This window comes from Marinigracilibium pacificum (assembly GCF_012926615.1).
In the GTDB taxonomy this organism is placed as follows: Bacteria; Bacteroidota; Bacteroidia; order Cytophagales; family Cyclobacteriaceae; genus Mangrovivirga; species Mangrovivirga pacifica.
The window spans coordinates 208373-225688 of sequence record NZ_JABBNU010000007.1 but is presented as its reverse complement, the minus strand read 5'-3'; the positions used below and the strand labels follow the sequence as shown (position 1 = coordinate 225688).

Sequence of the window (17316 nt, the reverse complement as noted above, 5' to 3'; positions counted from 1 at the left end):
CAAACGGGATAATTATAAAATCGTTACTTTCTATACTAATATCCTTACTGGATCTTCAAGATAACTCTTAAGTGTTTTAAGGAATGCCGAACCAACAGCTCCATCAACAACTCTATGATCACAAGACAACGTCACTTTCATAACATTTCCTGGAACGATCTGACCGTCTTTAACAATCGGAGTTTGCTTAATTCCTCCTACAGCAAGTATACATGCATCCGGTGGGTTGATAATAGCAGTAAACTCTTCAATTCCAAACATACCAAGATTAGAAACTGTAAATGTATTACCTTCCCAATCTGCTGGTTGTAACTGCTTATTTTTTGCTTTACCACCAAGATCTTTAGTTTCAGCAGCAATTTGTGAAAGCGTTTTAGTGTCTGTAAATCTGATAACAGGAACTAATAATCCTTCTTCAACGGCTACAGCCATACCAACATGGATATGATGATTTATTCTAATTGTATCTCCTAACCATGAAGAATTCACTTGTGGGTGTTGTTTCAATGCAGCAGCTACAGCTTTGATAACCATATCATTGAAAGAAACCTTTACAGGTGATACTTCATTTATACTTGTTCTTGCCTCAATTGCCTTATCCATGTTAATTTCCATGGTCAGGTAAAAATGAGGTGCAGTAAATTTACTTTCTGCAAGTCTCTTGGCAATAGTCTTTCTCATTTGAGAAACTTTATGCTCTTCGAAACTTTCTTGTCCTACAGAAGCAGGCATTGGAGTTGCAGAAGTTGAAGCTACCGCAGCTTGTTGAGGAGTATGATTTTCAACATCACGTTTAACTATTCTTCCTCCTTCACCACTTCCTTTTATAGTTCGGATATCAAATCCTTTATCTTCAGCTAATTTCTTTGCTAAAGGAGATGCCTTAATTCTTCCTCCTTCAGTTTTAGTTTGAGTTGTCTGTGCCGGTGCAGATGAAGATACAGGACCTGAAGCTTTTGCAGGCTCTTCCTGCTTACCATTATCTGAAGGTTTTGTATCTTCCTTCTTTTCCGCAGGTTTCTGAGATGATGCTTTTAACAACTTCTCAAAATCAGCACCTTCTTCACCTATAATTGCTATAACCCCGTCAATTTCAACAGAATCACCTGCTTCAACCCCAATGTAGAGAAGAGTTCCATCTTCATATGCTTCAAGCTCCATCGTTGCCTTGTCTGTTTCAACTTCAGCAAGGATATCACCAGATTCAACTTTATCACCAACTTTCTTATGCCAGGCAGCGATGGTACCTTCTTGCATAGTATCGCTCATCTTTGGCATTCTGATTAATTCTGCATTTACATCCGAAGTATCAATTTCTTCAGTCACAGTATCATCAGTACTTTCTTTTGATGCTGGCTCCGATTTTGTCTTGGCATCTCCGGAATCATCAGATGAACCATTACCACCAGCTTTAATTTCATTAAGAAGGCTATCAATATTCTCCCCTTCCTCTCCGATAATTGCAATTACTCCATTAACGGGTACTGCTTCTTTATCTTGTACACCTATATATAAGATAGTTCCATCCTCATAAGACTCCAACTCCATTGTTGCCTTATCAGTTTCTACTTCTGCTAGAATATCACCTGAACTTACTTTATCACCTTCTTTTACCAACCATTGAGCGATAACACCTTCTTCCATGGTATCACTCATCTTTGGCATTCTTATAACTTCAGCCATAATTTTTTTTTACTTTAAGGGAGCTAAGTTTTGAACTCAGACTCAAAAATAATGTTTCAATATCTGAAGAAGTAACTTTTTATACTTTTTCTTCAATTCTAATTGCTAAAATACAAATGTATTCAAAACTAAGCTATATGACACATTTTTGTTATCCGGTCTGTAATTTATATCTATACCAATTACAATATCACGACGTAATCTCATCACATTCATATCAGTTTTTAGTATTCCACCAAAACTTTCCTGGTTCATCGTCACGGCAACCTCATTATTTATCCCTCTTCCTTTATCATAATATATGCTTCCCCGAAATCGTTTGAAGTAGGCTAAAGGTCCTATTTTAATATCAGAATACCATATAGGCAGACTATATTCCAAGGAAAACATACCATAATTATCAAACAAAAAGTTTGAATACCCCCGTACCAATGGGATTCTGTTACCAAAAATATACAAACTTTCCCCTGTGGTCTGTTGCCAGTATCCGGAACCTCTAATTTTGAAACTATGATGTTTAACTATACCTGGGAAATAAAAATCACTCCAACCATACACTTGTGAGGCAGAAAAATCGTCACCATTGAGACTAGTTCTGTTTCCCCCACTAAATGTCATGCCCCACCTTGGTAAAAAATCACGATGGGAGGTTTTTAATAAGTGTGAAAACCTCAATGTAAATTCTGAATATTGGAAAGTGCCGTTGCTAAGCTGATCCAGAAATCTAACATTTTGATTATAATCTTCAACAACAACTTGGTTAAATGATCCTGAAAGCAACAGATTATTAAAATACTTTCCTTTAGTAAAGTTTAATGGCAATCTTAATCCTGCCGAAATTATTTCTTCATTCCAGGTAAAGTTAGCTGTCCCTCCTTCTAAAAACCTATTTACATCTCTATCAAGATTTTCATATTCAACATCTATAATAACCGGTAATCCTTGATAACTAAATCTACCAAACCACCCTTTTTCATCAAGATCAGTCGAAAACCGATATCCTCCGCTAACTGAGTAACGCATTAATGCATCAGTGGCTCTTACCCCAACTGACATATCTAAATCGTCATTTAGAATCTCAACTCCCCAAGCATATGGTAGCAATGCGCCAGGTGATTTTTCCTTGCTTTCATTTCCTCGGTTTTCCAAATCAGCTTGGTATTGATTTAAAACTTCTGAATAATTACTTAAACCAAATGGAGAAATTTCCTTTAATTCTATTTCTGAAAATGATTGCATATTTGACACATCAATTTCAACTATATTCCTACCTGCTGCTGTTAATTCATTATATACAAGTTTACCATTTTCTACATAAGGATAGTATTCTCCATTTCCTTTGGCAGTTATTTGATAAAATTTACCATTAGAAGAATTTAACGCTAAAACACGATCAATACCGTTTACTGGATATGAAAAATAGATATATCCTTCCCAGCTAGATGCAGGCCCTGGAGTTCCATTAGTTAGCATGAAATTCTTTAATAAATCGCCATTCAGATTATAAATTAAAATTGAATATTTGTCTCCGTTAGTTTCAAATACTCCAACAGAATTTTCATCAACCCAAAAAGGAGACAGCCACAATTTGGATGCACCTGAACGGCCAATTATCTGACTTTTAGAATCAGCTTCATAATTCACATTTAACACTTGACCCTCATCATCAACATATCGAAGAGTGAGATTTTTTTGTCCTGACGGTGAGAACATAAAATTAGTAACATCCTCATTAATATATTTTCTGTAGGATTTACCAGAAGTCAAGTCAAGTATTCTAACTTGGGTATTAGTCACTTTTTGCCACCTGATATTAGGTAAGTATTCAACCCATGCGAGCTTATCCCCTGCTATTGAAAGTTGGTTATTATCATATAGTAGCCCTGTAGTTTCCAAATGTGTAGTAGTCCCGTTTTTAGTATAAACCACCTGATCTATATCACCGATTCCATTTCTTACAGATATTATTCCGTCATTATAATACTTGGGGAAATCATAATTTGTATAGTTTTTAATATCTTCATCAAACATTAAACCTCCCACCGAACTACTTTCAGGCAATATAGATTTATAATAATTAGCCATACTTTCATATTGACCATATAACCCATTACCAGATTTATTCTTTAATGCTGCTCCAAATGCAAAAGGAATAAAAAAGTTATGTGCGGACCTGGAAAATAAACCTCCAATTGAATTCAAATCATAATTTGAGTATAGGTAAGATGACATCAGATAACCAAATACATAGTGATCCGGAATAAAATGTTTATAAGAACCTAAATATTGTTTTTCGTAATTTTTAATACCTAGTTCCTTTAGATTTAATAGCCACGGTTGGTAAAACGAAGGAATCCTTCCTCTACCACCATTTGTAAGTATCGTTTCAGTAAATACTGCATCACCTTCAGTAAACCAATCGGGAATAGCAATTGTCCTTATTCCTCCAAGAATCTGGTCACCAAATAACGTATATAGAATTTTATTAAATCCGGTATTAATAGCATCTAACTGAACAACATGTCTATATTCATGAATAGACACCATATTTAACCAGAGAGCATTGCCTGCAAGAGCCAGACTTTGTGATGGTGGAGTTTGGATTTCTGTCCTCCAGGGATAATAAGTTACAAATCCATTACTTATCTGAGTTTTATCATTATAAATGATTCGAACATGCCTTGGATCATGATTAATACCGGTTGCAATACTATATTTAAGAGAATCCAGGGTGTTAAAACTTGCTGAATACATCTTATAATTTGCTGAAGGAAATACAAATGTGATATTTCCTTTATTTTCAGCCTTCCATTTCTGGCCTGGCTTATGTTGTTCTAATAATGGTTCCTGAGCGTAACAAAAAAAATGTGCAAAAAACAATAAAATGCACATTACTTGAAAACAATACCTCATTATGGATTTGATTTTGGATGTTAAATTAATAGTTTTGAATTATACAAAAAAAAACTGAATGAGCGGAAGATATTCTTTGATATCGGAAAAAGAAATACTTGAATCACGTTTCAATATTGAATTTAACAAAAACTTCCTGGCAGCATATAATGTTGCACCTACGAAGTTAATGCCGGTAATAACAGCTGGTAAAGAAAAAGGTGTTAGCTGGTTTTATTGGGGTATAACTCCGGAAATGGCCAAAAATAAACCCGTTAGTCAAAAATTATATTCTGCAACTGACAAAGAGCTTACCGAGAAATTCAGTTTTAAAAAAGCACTTGTTGGCAGAAGATGTATTATTCCGGCTGATGGGTATTATGAATGGAAGAAAATTAGTAAAAAAAGCCAAATTCCATATAGAGTTATCAGGTATGATAACAAACCTTTTTCTTTTGCCGGAATATGGGATGAATATGAAGCTGATAATGGTGAAATGATTCACACATTTAGAATTATCACTACGCAATCTAATAGTGATATCTCAGAAATCAGTAATACGATGCCGGTAATTTTCGGAAAAGAGCAGGAAGAAAAATGGTTAAATCCAAATACTTCTGAAGATGAGTTAATAAGTATTCTGAAAGCTCCTGAAGAAGACATATTATCATTTTACTCAATTACTCCCTTAATCAATTCACCAACTAGTGATGGGCCTGCTTTAATTGAGCCTGCACCACCTGTAGATCAAAACGGCAACTACACTCTTTTCCAATAAAAAATAAATTAAAGTTATAGGCATATATTTTTTAAATATTCAGTAAAAGTTTATGCTGAAATATTTCTTTTCTATTTAACATAGACCCAATTTTTGATTAAATTAATATTAAAACCGACAACATGAGAAACTCGAAAATAGCAGGTGTAGGTCATTACGTACCTGAAAAGGTCGTAACAAATGACGACTTGGCGAAACTTATGGATACATCTGATGACTGGATAAGAGAAAGAACTGGAATCAGAGAAAGAAGATATTATAACCCTGAAACAGATACAACTGCAAACATGGGTGTAAAAGCGGCGAAAATGGCTATGGAAGATGCTGGCATTTCCCCATCAGATATAGATTTCATTGTGTTTGCTACCTTATCACCGGATTACTTCTTTCCGGGTCCAGGAGTAAGTGTACAAGAAGAACTTGGAATCGGCCCAATTGGAGCTCTAGATGTTAGAAATCAGTGTTCTGGTTTTATATATGCATTGTCAGTTGCTGATAATTTCATTAAAACCGGAATGTATAATAATGTGCTTGTAATTGGTTCTGAAATTCACAGTAGCGGACTTGATTTCAGTAATGAAGGTAGAAGTGTATCAGTAATTTTTGGAGATGGTGCCGGTGCAGTAGTTCTAACTCCTTCTGAAAATCATGAAAAAGGGATTCTTTCAACTCACTTACATTCAGAAGGGAAATTCGCAAAAGAATTATGCGTTGTTGCTCCAAGTAGCTCAGGGGCAGAAAGAATCACTGAAGAAATGATGAAACCAGGAGGACTAATTTACCCGATAATGAATGGAAACTATGTATTTAAACATGCAGTACAGCGTTTCCCTGAAGTTATTGGTGAGGCACTTAATCATAATGGTTACAGTCCTGAAGATGTTGATATTTTAATTCCTCATCAGGCAAATCTTCGAATTACTAAATTTGTTCAGGAGACTATGAAATTACCTGATGAAAAAGTAGTTTCTAATATTCAGAAATACGGAAATACTACTGCAGCTTCAATTCCAATTGCATTAAGTGAAGCAAAAAATGAAGGTAGAATTAAAGATAATGACTTAGTGTGTATGGCTGCTTTTGGTAGCGGTTTCACATGGGCATCTGCTTTAATCAGATGGTAAAAAACATATGGAGAGCTGGGTTAAGCTCTCCAACTTTATACTTTTTAACCTCTTAAGCTATGAAAACAACTAAATACAATCCAAGTGTACTTGAAGTAGACATTGCAAAAGCTATTTCACAACTAAAAAACGATATAGCTAAAATGATCGACATCAAAGATGAAATTCACATCACTGAAAATGTTGAAATTGATAACCCAACAGTTACACTACATATAACAGACAATGATGGTGATAAGCATGATGTTGTAATAAAAATCATCCAAAGACCAGACCAAAGACATTAATGAAATTTGATCTAACAGATGAAGAAAAGGAATGTCTAAATGAGGTTGATTTCTGGAAATTATCTAGAACAGTTAATAATAAGCTTGAAGGATTTCTTTATAACCTTCAAGCTGAATATGAGCAAATTTTAAAAACCTCACAACCCCTTAATATCCAAGGTCTTTCAACAAATCACAAGAAAATTTCAAAAGGTAACAATTACAAAGGGCTCCCCTACCTTGTACTTGATTACCCTTCAATATTTGACCGTGAAAATATACTCACAATAAGAACGATGATATGGTGGGGTAACTTCATCAGTATCAATCTTTTAATAAAAGGATCTTTCTTAAAAAACTTGAAAAGTACAATTAAATCAAAAAATAATTTTCTTTCTCAGAAAAAGTTATATTTTTGTGTTGATGCTTCTCCGTGGAATCATGATTTTTCTCCGGGGAGTTATATTTCACATGAACTTTTAACTGAGGATATTTTTGAAAATCACTCAATTAATTTTATTAAATTAGGAAAATTTTGTAATGTTTCAGATATTGATCAGTGGCAGGAATTCTGCCTGACCAACTTCAAACACTTAATTTATACCTTAAAGTAATTTTTTATATGGGGACTTTAAGATTTTTAATCGGAACAGTATTATTTGTACTATGCTTAAACTTGACTGCGCAGACTAATTGGGATTGGGGGAATGATGATGCTCAAGCTAAGAAAAAATGGGAATCCTTTAATCAGGCATTGGTTAACCGAGACTGGCAAGGCTCTAAAGGAGCTTTGGATTGGTTATTAGTTAACGCTCCAAAACTTAACGAGGAATTATACGATAAAGGACAATTGGTTTATCGTCTGCTTTCTTTAAAAGCTACTAATGATAAATTAAAGGATGATTATCGTAAAAAAGTTGATGAACTGTCAATTCTAAAATCAGACTATTTTGGTGATGATCAAAACTTTTTTGTTGTAAATGAAAGTGTTGTAGCACCTGATGGCAGCAATGATAGTGAAGAATTTGAAGTATCATCAGATGACGAAACCAGTAGCTCTGTTGAAGAACCGAATACTAGTACTGAGAGCGAGGTATCTCAAGAAATAGTAAGCGCGGAAACTGAAGAAGAAACAGCTGAAGATATTGAAGTTAAACTTGGAATGATAGATTTAACTGTACAGATAGAAGATGATAATTCAGTTCACATTACAGCTGAAGAAGAAGCTTCCTTTGTTGGTGGATCTGAAGCATTTGGTAAATTCTTAAGGAAAAACCTAAAGTATCCAAAAGAGGCTGTCAAAAATAAAGTTAAAGGTAAAGTTTACGTTTCATTTATTGTTGAAAAAGATGGCGCTCTCTCTGACATTAAAATTCTTAAAGGGCTTGGGCATGGTTGTGATCAGGAAACACTTAGAGTTATAAAGGCTTCCCCTAAATGGAAGCCAGCAGCTAACAAAGGAATTAATGTTAGGCAACAAATGACCATTCCGATACTATTTTCGATGAAATAATATTATTTAATCTATATTTCAGATTTAAAAAACTAAAAACAGGTAGGAAAGTCCTACCTGTTTTTTTGTTTATTTGCATTATGATCAACAAGGAAACAATTACCGAATGGTTCAAGAGCCTTCAAGATGAAGCATGCAATATTCTTAGCCAGGCAGATGGCAAAGGGGTTTTCTTTGAAGATGCCTGGAGCAGACCAGGTGGTGGCGGAGGTAGAACTCGTATAATTCAAAATGGTAACGTTATTGAAAAGGGAGCAATAAACTTTAGTGCAGTTTATGGTGAAACTCCAGAAAAGATTCTACAAGCATTAAACCTATCAAATGCAGATTTCTATGCTACCGGGGTTTCTACAATTCAACATCCTTTTAACCCATTCGTACCAATCATTCACATGAATGTTAGGTACTTTGAAATGAGTGACGGCACATGGTGGTTTGGTGGTGGTATAGACCTAACGCCTCATTATATAGATGATAATGATGCATCAGACTTTCATAGTGAACTAAAAAAGATATGTGATTCACATGACACTAGCTATTATGATCGTTTTAAAAACTGGGCAGATGACTATTTTTATATCAAACACAGAAAAGAAACGAGAGGTATTGGAGGCATATTTTTTGATCGGTTAAACGATAAGCCTAAAGAGGACATTTTTGAGTTTGTAAAAGATGTCGGTACTATGTTTGCGAATTTTTATAAAAAAATGATGCTAAAACATCAAAATGATCCATTTACAGAGTCTGACATTAATTGGAGAAACCTTAGAAGAGGTAGGTATGTCGAATTCAATTTGGTTTGGGATAAGGGAACAAAATTTGGATTAGATACTGATGGAAGAACAGAGTCAATACTTGCAAGTCTTCCTCCATATGCCCAATGGCCATATAAATATGATGCGAATCCAAAAGAGCAAGAAACGTTAGATAAACTTAAAAAAGGCATAGATTGGATAAATAAAAAAGGCCTGTAAAAAACAGGCCCTTTTTATTTTAATATATTAAGTCTTTTCATAAAACTCTCCTTGTAACTGGCACCGACAGGTATGTACTTATCTTTTATCACAATATTTAAATCCTCTAGAGACTCTATTCTTTTGGTATTTACAATATATGATCTATGGACCCTTACAAACATGCTTTGAGGAAGCCTGTTTATCAGACCTTTCATTGTACTATGTACAATATATTTTTTGTTAGCTGTATTAATCATTACATAATCAGCCAATGCCTCAATAAAATAGATTTCTTCCAATTGCAATCTTACGAGACGAGAATCTGACTTAACGTAAATTTCATCAAACCTCTCATTTCTTTGTCTGAATGCATCAATATTAGCTTTTGCTTTATTGATTGCCTTAATAAATCTACTATACTCTATTGGTTTTACCAGATAATCAGTTGCGCTGTTTTCAAAAGCTTCAATGGCATAATTTTCATCTCCGGTTACAAGAATTACCTGATAATTTTCATCCAGGCTTTTCATTAATTCCATCCCCGTCATTTCAGGCATATTTATATCTACCAGCAAAATATCAACATCCTCTTCTTGAAGAAGATTAATTGCCTCAATCGCACTACTGCATTCATGTGTTAATGTTAAGCCTTTGGTTTTTTCGACGAAATTTTTAGCTATTCCCCGTGAAAGAGCCTCATCGTCAACAATCATACACCTATAATCCATAAAAAAATTCTCCTGTATTGTTAAACCGGAATACAATATAATGCTTCAAATATATTAGCGGTAATATTCCGTTAGTTTTTTTACATATTTACCAATTATATCAAATTCGATATTCACTTCACTCCCATTAACTAATCTACCCATTGTTGTATGTTCCATAGTATATGGAATAATTGTAACACTAAATGTCCTATCAGTCACATTAAAACAGGTCAAGCTTATCCCATTAACAGTTACAGATCCCTTTTCAACCATTAGGGGTGAAGGTGTAGATAACTCGAAAGTGAATACAGTACTCCCATCTGCATTGACAATATCTATAACTTTGGCCTTTTGATCAACATGTCCCTGCACAACATGTCCGTCAAATCTCCCGGAAGCAGCCATAGCTCTTTCTAGATTTATTAAATCTCCAGGCTTCCAAGTACCCAAATTAGTCTTTTTCAAAGTTTCATCAACCGCAGTCACTTTGTATTTACTACCTTCGATATTAGTTACTGTTAGACAAACACCGTCATGACTAACACTTTCATCAGCCTTTAATTCATTACTGATATCACTCTCAATAACGAAATGCTTATTTTTTCCTTCAGTCTGAATTTCAATGACTTTACCCCTGGTTTCAATTATTCCTGTGAACATATATTCTGTTTACAATGTCTAATAAGTTATATTTACTAATATTTTACAATAATACTAAATATCGGGTTAAGTGTTTGCTGCAGTATTTGAAGATAATTATAGAACAAAAGGGTTAAGAAGAAATCTGGTAAAAACCATTGAAAGTAAGGGAATAAAAGATATTAATGTGCTTAACGCTATTAATAAAATACCCAGACATTACTTTTTTGACCAGGCTTTACTAGAACATGCATATCAAGACAAAGCATTCCCAATTGGTGAAGGACAAACAATTTCACAACCATATACTGTAGCCTTTCAATCAGAGTTACTCGAAGTAGAACCCGGGCAAAAAATTCTGGAAATTGGGACAGGAAGTGGTTACCAGGCTTGCGTATTACTTGAACTTGGTGCTAAAGTTATAACAATCGAATATCAGAAAAAACTGTATGACCAAACCAGAAAAGTCTTACCAAAAATGGGATACAATGCCACATTCTTATATGGTGATGGTTCACAAGGAGTACCCAGACATGCACCATTTGATAGAATAATTGTTACAGCAGGCGCACCAATTATACCAAAACCTTTAGTAGAACAACTTAACATTGGAGGTATCTTGGTAATTCCGGTGGGTGATGACAAAAAGCAAAAGATGGTAAAAATCAAAAAAATTGATACAAATAAAATAGCAAAAAAAGAATACGATTTATTTAGTTTTGTACCATTAAAAGGAAAACACGGTTGGGGAAATTAAAAAAAACAATGGCCAGAAAGCAGAAATTTGCGAAAGATTCAGCAGTTACCATGACTGAGATGGTGTTGCCAAACGATACCAACACCCTGAACAACCTGATGGGTGGAAGACTTATGCATTGGATGGATATCGTTTCTGCGATAGCTGCCCAAAAACACTCTAATAGAATCGTTGTAACTGCATCAGTAGATAACATTTCTTTTAGAAAACCTATCAAACTGGGCAACGTGGTATCTTTAAATGCTCAGGTAACTCGTGCATTTAGCTCTTCAATGGAAGTATTTATTGAAGTTACAGCAGAGGACATCCCGGCAAACAAAAAATACACTTGTAACAGCGCCTTTTTTACCTTTGTTGCTGTAGACCAAAGTGGTCGCCCTATTGATGTTCCGGAAGTTGTTCCTCAAACAGAAGAAGAAAAAGAACATTATGCAGGAGCATTGAGAAGAAGACAGTTGCGTTTGGTTCTAGCTAAAAGAATGAAACCAGCGGAGGCTACAGAATTAAAAGCGCTTTTTGATAATTTAGAACCTATCAAGGAAGATTAATATGGCTAATCAGGAAAATGATCATTTACCATTACTTTTTGATGATATCATCTTTTTAAAAGAAGATGAAATTGATTTTCACCTTAACTCATCTGATAAAGTTGTTAGTACTTCATCTGAAGTTACTTTACAACAAGAATCTTTGTCTGAACCAGAACCTGTAGTAGAGACTTCTGGTTCCATTGAAATAGTAGATGAGCAAAGTGATGAAACAGCTAATGAAAATGATATTCCCGAAGCTGATAGCCCAAATTTATTTGAAGGAGATAATAAAAAGGCAATTACGGTTTATGCTGCTCAAATCAATGATACTGATAAAGCATTTTTGATGAAAGTGATATCTGCGGTAAATATAGGCCTGACTGATATAGCATTGACCACAGACATCGACTCATTATTTATGATCGAACCGCAAGAAGTCATTATTAGTTTTGGTAGTGAAGAATTACTACAGGGACCATTTGCTGGTTCTGCCATGTATAGTGTAGAGGAAGTTGGAGATGTCAAATCACTACTTTGTGATGAATTGTCAAAAATAGCTGAAGATAAAGACCTCAAAATGAAATTATGGCAGGGATTAAAATCTCTGTTTAACTAAAAAAGGTGGGTTACCCCACCTTTTTTTTTATTGTTCGATTTTCACTTTAAATATTCCTGTATTTTGACTGTATTCTGATTCTACAGGATTAATAATTATTTCATTAAACCTGGTAAAATTACAACAGTCTTCAGACACTCTTTCAGCATCAACCTGAAGAACAAATATATTTTCACCCGAAATCTTAAAACTATAAATTATCTTTTCAGTGCTCCATCCAATATCATCCAATACAATTAGATTTAAATTATCTCGGGTGATAAATTCATAATTTATACTTGAACCATCAGCACTATCCAAAACCTGTAACTGTTCCACATCATAAACACCACTTGTAAATAAATTTTCACCTGTTTGGCTGTCTACTACCTCAAATACAAATTCAGGTGGTGGTGTAAAACATTCACCACATTCTTCTGAAAGACAAGATGTCCCAAAGGTTATAATAACTACAAGCGACACCAACAATAACAAAAATCTTCTATTCTTCATACTTACATTATAATTTGAAATCTATCCCAAAACGATATGATAAAAATGAATTTTTATATTCAAGATTATCATACGCATCTATAAAACTATTTATATAATTCAGAGATGCATTAGCTGAAACTCTTTTTGAAACTTGAAATTTCACCCCTGCACCAACATTACCTGATATAACATAATTTCTAAATTGTTTTTGATCATCAACTAAATTGAATTGGTTAATCATTCCAATCTCACCAAATAGTTTAAATTTTGAATCTAAAATCTCATAATTCAATGATACTGGGATATCAAGATACCTTAAATTTACAGTCTCCGGCATAACAACCATATCACAAACTGCACAATAATAAACCGAAGTAAAACTCTTATCCGAAATCCCTACTCCTGACTTTATCGAAAAATTGTTTTTAAGTCCTTTTTCCATTGTTAAACCAACCGAATAATTAGGTTGGTCATAGGATATTGAATATCCTGTATATTCATCAACAACAATGTTTTCAGTACTAAGATTATTGTCATAAGAATAATATACTCCCAGTTTCACTTGACTACTTACAGAAAAAGCAGATACTAGTAGTAATGCTAAAATGGTAACATTTTTCATTTCTATTCAATAATTTGATAATAAGAATAATTACTTATATTCATCCACAAAAAATATACCAGATTTAGCTTTTAGATACTGAGTTACCATCCCAATTTTCAATTATAAACTTAGCCATGTTATCAGCAAGAGCTTTATATGCCTTTTCTGAAGGATGAACCCCATCACTAAAATATTCATTCAAATCAGGTTCTGAATTATCAATCCTTGTTAAATCTTCAATTTTAATCGGACCAGCAGAATAGAAAACATGATCATATTGATTTACAAGGTTACTTAACTCCTCTCCCAGAATTTCAGCTAAATTCCCTATAGTAAATTTCATTGTTGAAGTAAATGCCGGGAAAATTTTTATTGGAGGTATTTTATTAAAATATATTGGCGTAGAAGGAAACTTCAATTTCAACATTTCGATTAACCTTTCTATTTCATTCTTCCATCTACCTGGTGTATTCAAATTAAATGAATCATTCCCCCCTAAACCAACTACTATCAAATCCGGATTTTCGCATTTAATTTCAGGGATTATCAAATTATTAACCTCAATAGCTGAATAACCACTTTTAGCATAAACCTTCCATTCAATGTTCGCATTTAATTCCTTTGCCAAAGATCTTGCTAAGCTTCCAACATATCCTTCATTATTACTTTTAGCTCCTACTCCTGCAATGGTACTTTCACCAATGGCTAACATGGTAAATGTTTGGTTAGAATCAATTAAACATTTACCCTCTAAATCTTTAGCCTCTGGCAACTCTGGCACACTATTTTTCACTTTTCTACCATCATATATTAATAATGGTAAAAGAGGGAAAGACATTAACACTCCTATTAAGTACTTTAAATTCATGAGATCATTGATCAAACTCAGTTTTAAGATGATCCAAAAATACTGGTTTTTCACCTGTCATTTCCCAGTTACTTAATAAAATGGGAATATTCCCAATTGAATTTAATAAATCAAAATACTCTTTTAGTTTAAAATCTTCATTTGACAACTCCTTTTGCATAGCCAGATCCATAATTGCCTTTTCTGCGAGATATTTTCCAGTTATATAGCTTGTGCCGTAACCTGGCTGACGCATATACAAATGCTGCTCAAAAATCATAAGGTCCTTTTCTGTTTTCATCCATCCTCTAGGTGTATATCGAGTATGTATTTCTCCTGCCTCGGCCATTGTCATCTCATTTGCTTGAGCATATAATGACCCTAGTCCTCTGGCAGCCCTTTGAGCAATCATGATATATACTATTTCACGAACCCTGGGATTGTCATCATATAAACCTGCATCCATGAACATCTCTTCTACAGCTGTTGCTAATCCTTCATTCCTTGAATCAAAAATATTATATAACAACGCATCCTTTCTGATATATCTAGAGTTAGGTTCAAAATCCATTCTAGCAAGTTCGAACCAATGATAAAAGTGAGAATAAAGGGGCCGCGGATCATGATGAGCACCCATCCAGAAAAAATGCCTTTTGTCTTGGGGTACAAACTCTCCTAATTGGGCAAATAACGCAGGTTTAAAATATTCTTTAACGGTAACTATTGATTCATTTTCTAAAAATGACAACAAACTCTCAGCAGATTTTTTAGCTAATAATTCGTACTGTTTTCTGTTATCTACAGGTTTAATTTGTGGTAAATCTCTATTTCGATGTTCTTCCAGTTTAAGAGATGACCATGCTCTGGCAAGTTCTCTTTTCATTAACACCACTTCATCTTCCCAGGTTAAAGGAACCAAGTGAACATTTTGCAAATACCAAGTATAATTTTCCTTTCCAATTCCAGAAGGACCGTCTTTTAACTTTGCTTCTTCTTTTAGCCAACTTGAAAATTTTTGGGTAGACACTATAGCGGCCTCAACAGCATTTGAAAGACCACTACTTTCAGAAATTCCATCTATCATTAAAATAGATTCCAGGTCTGATACCTGATTTTCAATATCCCTTATTCCTGTCACCCACAATTCCCTGGCATTACCTGTAAGATTATGCATTGCCTGATCGTTTATGGCCGGAATAATAGCTAATTCATTAATTAATCTATTTTCTTCAGGCTGTGATAAAGGAAAATTATAAGTCCATAATTCCAGTGTCATATGGTGTGTTGGACCTTCATGAGCTGGCACATCGCTTTTAGCCATCCAAACAGTTTTATAAAAAGAGGGATCTCTTGCCCATGGCTTCAAAACTTTATAATTAAATTCAAAACCATTCATTTCTGCTAAGGCAACATAAAGGTCAACCTTGTCAGCAACAGACCATCCTATTGTATCAAAACTTAAAAGCTTACCCTTAATTTCCTTGAATTCTGACCAACGTCTTTCAAATGTATCCCTGGTATAATCAGGGGCTCCATTTTTTAAAGGTGGTTTTTCAAAATCTCTCCAAGTCTTGAATAGTTCAATTAATTTTGAATGGCTAGTCAGAAGTTGTTCAGTAGAATCGGCTGCTACTTCAGATTGTTTTTTCCCACAGGAGAAAAAAACCAGAATTAATAAAAAATATAATAATCTCATATGATAAATATATTGATATTTATCAATCGCTATTAAATAACTTTCTAAATTTTAATGGAAGGTCAATTTTAACTTTCAATCTCTCACCAGTAACCGGATGGTCAAATTCAATTTTAGAAGCACATAGAAAAAGTCCCTTCCCCCTATTAAACCCATTATATAACTTATCTCCTACAATTGGAAACCCCATTCTTGAACAATGAATTCGTAATTGATGGGTTCTTCCGGTAACAGGAATCAACTTTAACAATGAAAATCTTTGGTCCTTTGATTTTTCTAAATTGTAAAAAATGGTTTTAGATTTCTTTCCCTCAATATCTAGCTTAATTTCACCAGTATCTGGAGGAGTACCGGTCACAACTGCATGATATTCTTTCTTGACCAACCGAACTTTCAATAGTTCTCCAAGCTTAATCCTAATATTCTTATCCTTGGCTATTAATACAAGCCCACATGTGGCACTGTCCAGCCGATGTACAGGACGAGGAAGATAGTTACCGGTAATATTTAAGTTATGGGATAGTGTATTTTCCAATGATCTAAATACATTTCCACTTGTAAGCATACCGCCAGGCTTATTTACGACAGCCAGAAAATCATCTTCATATATTACAGGAATATCAATTGTATATTCTGGTCTGGATTGATATTTAGGTTCCAATAATGAAATAACCATTCCATTCTTTATCCAGGTTCCTGTATTAGCAACTTCATCATCAACTAAAATCCTATTTTCGAGAATAGCTTTTTTTACGCTTTTCCTTGAAGGAAGATCATCAAAAACACCAATTGCATAGTCACTTAACCTTTTAATTGGACTATACTCTAATACTATATGTTGATCAATGATTTGAGACATCAGGTTGCATGAATTGTCATGCTAAATTAATAGCTATTCTTTAATTACAACAGGTACTTTGGTATAAAAGAATGCACTATTATCAACCTCCTCTAACCTAACCTTAAGTTTATCTGAAGTATTTATATCAGTTATACTTACGTCTAGTTCCTCACTATCCACAATACGCACATCAATTGTTCCATTTTCATTTATGGGAATATTCATGTATCTATTGTTGTCTTCATCTGCATATGCCTTATTAAAAAATGAAATGTCTTTTAGGGAAATTAAAGTCAGGTTTATTGCAATTACTGTTAACAGGATTTTTGTGTATTTATCAGTTTTCATGGTGAAATGGTTTTGATTTTTAGGTAATGATCAAATTCCATT

General features: G+C 34.0%; 19 protein-coding genes. 9 read left to right on the top strand and 10 right to left on the bottom strand.

Features of this window, described 5'->3' with window-relative positions; all coding sequences use genetic code 11:
• Positions 1-30 precede the first annotated feature (30 nt).
• Together HH304_RS12700 and HH304_RS12695 are read right to left on the bottom strand one after the other, a co-directional pair.
• On the bottom strand, positions 31-1683 hold the full coding sequence (locus tag HH304_RS12700; protein ID WP_169682217.1) for a pyruvate dehydrogenase complex dihydrolipoamide acetyltransferase: 1653 nt from the start codon (positions 1681-1683) through the stop codon (positions 31-33).
• A gap of 105 nt (positions 1684-1788) precedes the next feature.
• Positions 1789-4596 (bottom strand): BamA/TamA family outer membrane protein, encoded by a 2808-nt coding sequence (locus tag HH304_RS12695; RefSeq protein ID WP_169682216.1) that lies wholly within the window; start codon positions 4594-4596, stop codon positions 1789-1791.
• Positions 4597-4654: 58 nt separating this feature from the next.
• Here HH304_RS12695 and HH304_RS12690 point away from each other — a divergent pair, with 58 nt between their 5' ends.
• From HH304_RS12690 to hemF, 6 genes are all read left to right on the top strand, one after another.
• Entirely contained in the window at positions 4655-5353 is a 699-nt protein-coding gene (locus tag HH304_RS12690; protein WP_169682214.1) for an SOS response-associated peptidase, read from the top strand.
• Between the two features lie 122 nt (positions 5354-5475).
• Entirely contained in the window at positions 5476-6477 is a 1002-nt protein-coding gene (locus HH304_RS12685) for a 3-oxoacyl-ACP synthase III family protein (protein WP_169682212.1), read from the top strand.
• Between the two features lie 59 nt (positions 6478-6536).
• Positions 6537-6764, top strand: a complete 228-nt coding sequence (locus HH304_RS12680; RefSeq protein WP_169682211.1) for a hypothetical protein — start codon at positions 6537-6539, stop codon at positions 6762-6764.
• The gene (locus HH304_RS12675; RefSeq protein ID WP_169682210.1) at positions 6764-7357 is read left to right on the top strand and encodes a hypothetical protein; all 594 of its coding nucleotides are present in this window, start codon (positions 6764-6766) and stop codon (positions 7355-7357) included. Before HH304_RS12680 ends, HH304_RS12675 begins: the two co-directional genes overlap by 1 nt.
• Before the next feature lie 8 nt (positions 7358-7365).
• Entirely contained in the window at positions 7366-8256 is an 891-nt protein-coding gene (locus HH304_RS12670) for an energy transducer TonB (protein ID WP_169682209.1), read from the top strand.
• 80 nt (positions 8257-8336) lie between these two features.
• Positions 8337-9230 (top strand): oxygen-dependent coproporphyrinogen oxidase, encoded by an 894-nt coding sequence (gene hemF / locus HH304_RS12665; protein WP_169682208.1) that lies wholly within the window; start codon positions 8337-8339, stop codon positions 9228-9230.
• 14 nt (positions 9231-9244) lie between these two features.
• Here the strand turns inward: hemF and HH304_RS12660 are convergent, their stop codons facing one another.
• Positions 9245-9940 carry a LytR/AlgR family response regulator transcription factor gene (locus HH304_RS12660; protein WP_169682207.1) on the bottom strand — a complete coding sequence of 232 codons (696 nt, stop codon included), beginning with the start codon at positions 9938-9940 and terminating at the stop codon, positions 9245-9247.
• Between the two features lie 54 nt (positions 9941-9994).
• Positions 9995-10582, bottom strand: a complete 588-nt coding sequence (locus tag HH304_RS12655) for a riboflavin synthase (protein ID WP_169682206.1) — start codon at positions 10580-10582, stop codon at positions 9995-9997.
• A gap of 70 nt (positions 10583-10652) precedes the next feature.
• On the opposite strand from HH304_RS12655, the gene HH304_RS12650 reads away from it, so the two are divergent.
• The 3 genes from HH304_RS12650 to HH304_RS12640 are packed head-to-tail and all read left to right on the top strand — an operon-like array spanning position 10653 to position 12464.
• A complete protein-coding gene (locus HH304_RS12650) occupies positions 10653-11318 on the top strand; it encodes a protein-L-isoaspartate(D-aspartate) O-methyltransferase (RefSeq protein ID WP_169682205.1) in 666 nt (221 codons plus the stop codon).
• 8 nt (positions 11319-11326) lie between these two features.
• Positions 11327-11866, top strand: a complete 540-nt coding sequence (locus HH304_RS12645; protein ID WP_169682204.1) for an acyl-CoA thioesterase — start codon at positions 11327-11329, stop codon at positions 11864-11866.
• A 1-nt stretch (position 11867) separates the two neighbouring features.
• Entirely contained in the window at positions 11868-12464 is a 597-nt protein-coding gene (locus HH304_RS12640) for a hypothetical protein (RefSeq protein ID WP_169682203.1), read from the top strand.
• A 27-nt stretch (positions 12465-12491) separates the two neighbouring features.
• Here HH304_RS12640 and HH304_RS12635 read toward each other — a convergent pair whose 3' ends face one another.
• From HH304_RS12635 to HH304_RS12610, 6 genes are all read right to left on the bottom strand, one after another.
• Positions 12492-12956, bottom strand: coding sequence for a hypothetical protein (locus HH304_RS12635; RefSeq protein WP_169682202.1), 465 nt, complete (start codon positions 12954-12956; stop codon positions 12492-12494).
• Positions 12957-12963: 7 nt separating this feature from the next.
• Positions 12964-13560 (bottom strand): outer membrane beta-barrel protein, encoded by a 597-nt coding sequence (locus tag HH304_RS12630; RefSeq protein ID WP_169682201.1) that lies wholly within the window; start codon positions 13558-13560, stop codon positions 12964-12966.
• A 64-nt stretch (positions 13561-13624) separates the two neighbouring features.
• Positions 13625-14410: an SGNH/GDSL hydrolase family protein gene (locus HH304_RS12625; protein WP_169682159.1), complete on the bottom strand. Its 786-nt coding sequence runs from the start codon at positions 14408-14410 to the stop codon at positions 13625-13627.
• A gap of 4 nt (positions 14411-14414) precedes the next feature.
• The gene (locus HH304_RS12620; RefSeq protein ID WP_169682156.1) at positions 14415-16085 is read right to left on the bottom strand and encodes a hypothetical protein; all 1671 of its coding nucleotides are present in this window, start codon (positions 16083-16085) and stop codon (positions 14415-14417) included.
• Positions 16086-16107: 22 nt separating this feature from the next.
• The gene (locus HH304_RS12615; protein WP_169682154.1) at positions 16108-16944 is read right to left on the bottom strand and encodes an RluA family pseudouridine synthase; all 837 of its coding nucleotides are present in this window, start codon (positions 16942-16944) and stop codon (positions 16108-16110) included.
• 33 nt (positions 16945-16977) lie between these two features.
• A complete protein-coding gene (locus HH304_RS12610) occupies positions 16978-17274 on the bottom strand; it encodes a hypothetical protein (protein ID WP_169682152.1) in 297 nt (98 codons plus the stop codon).
• Between the last annotated feature and the right edge of the window lie 42 nt (positions 17275-17316).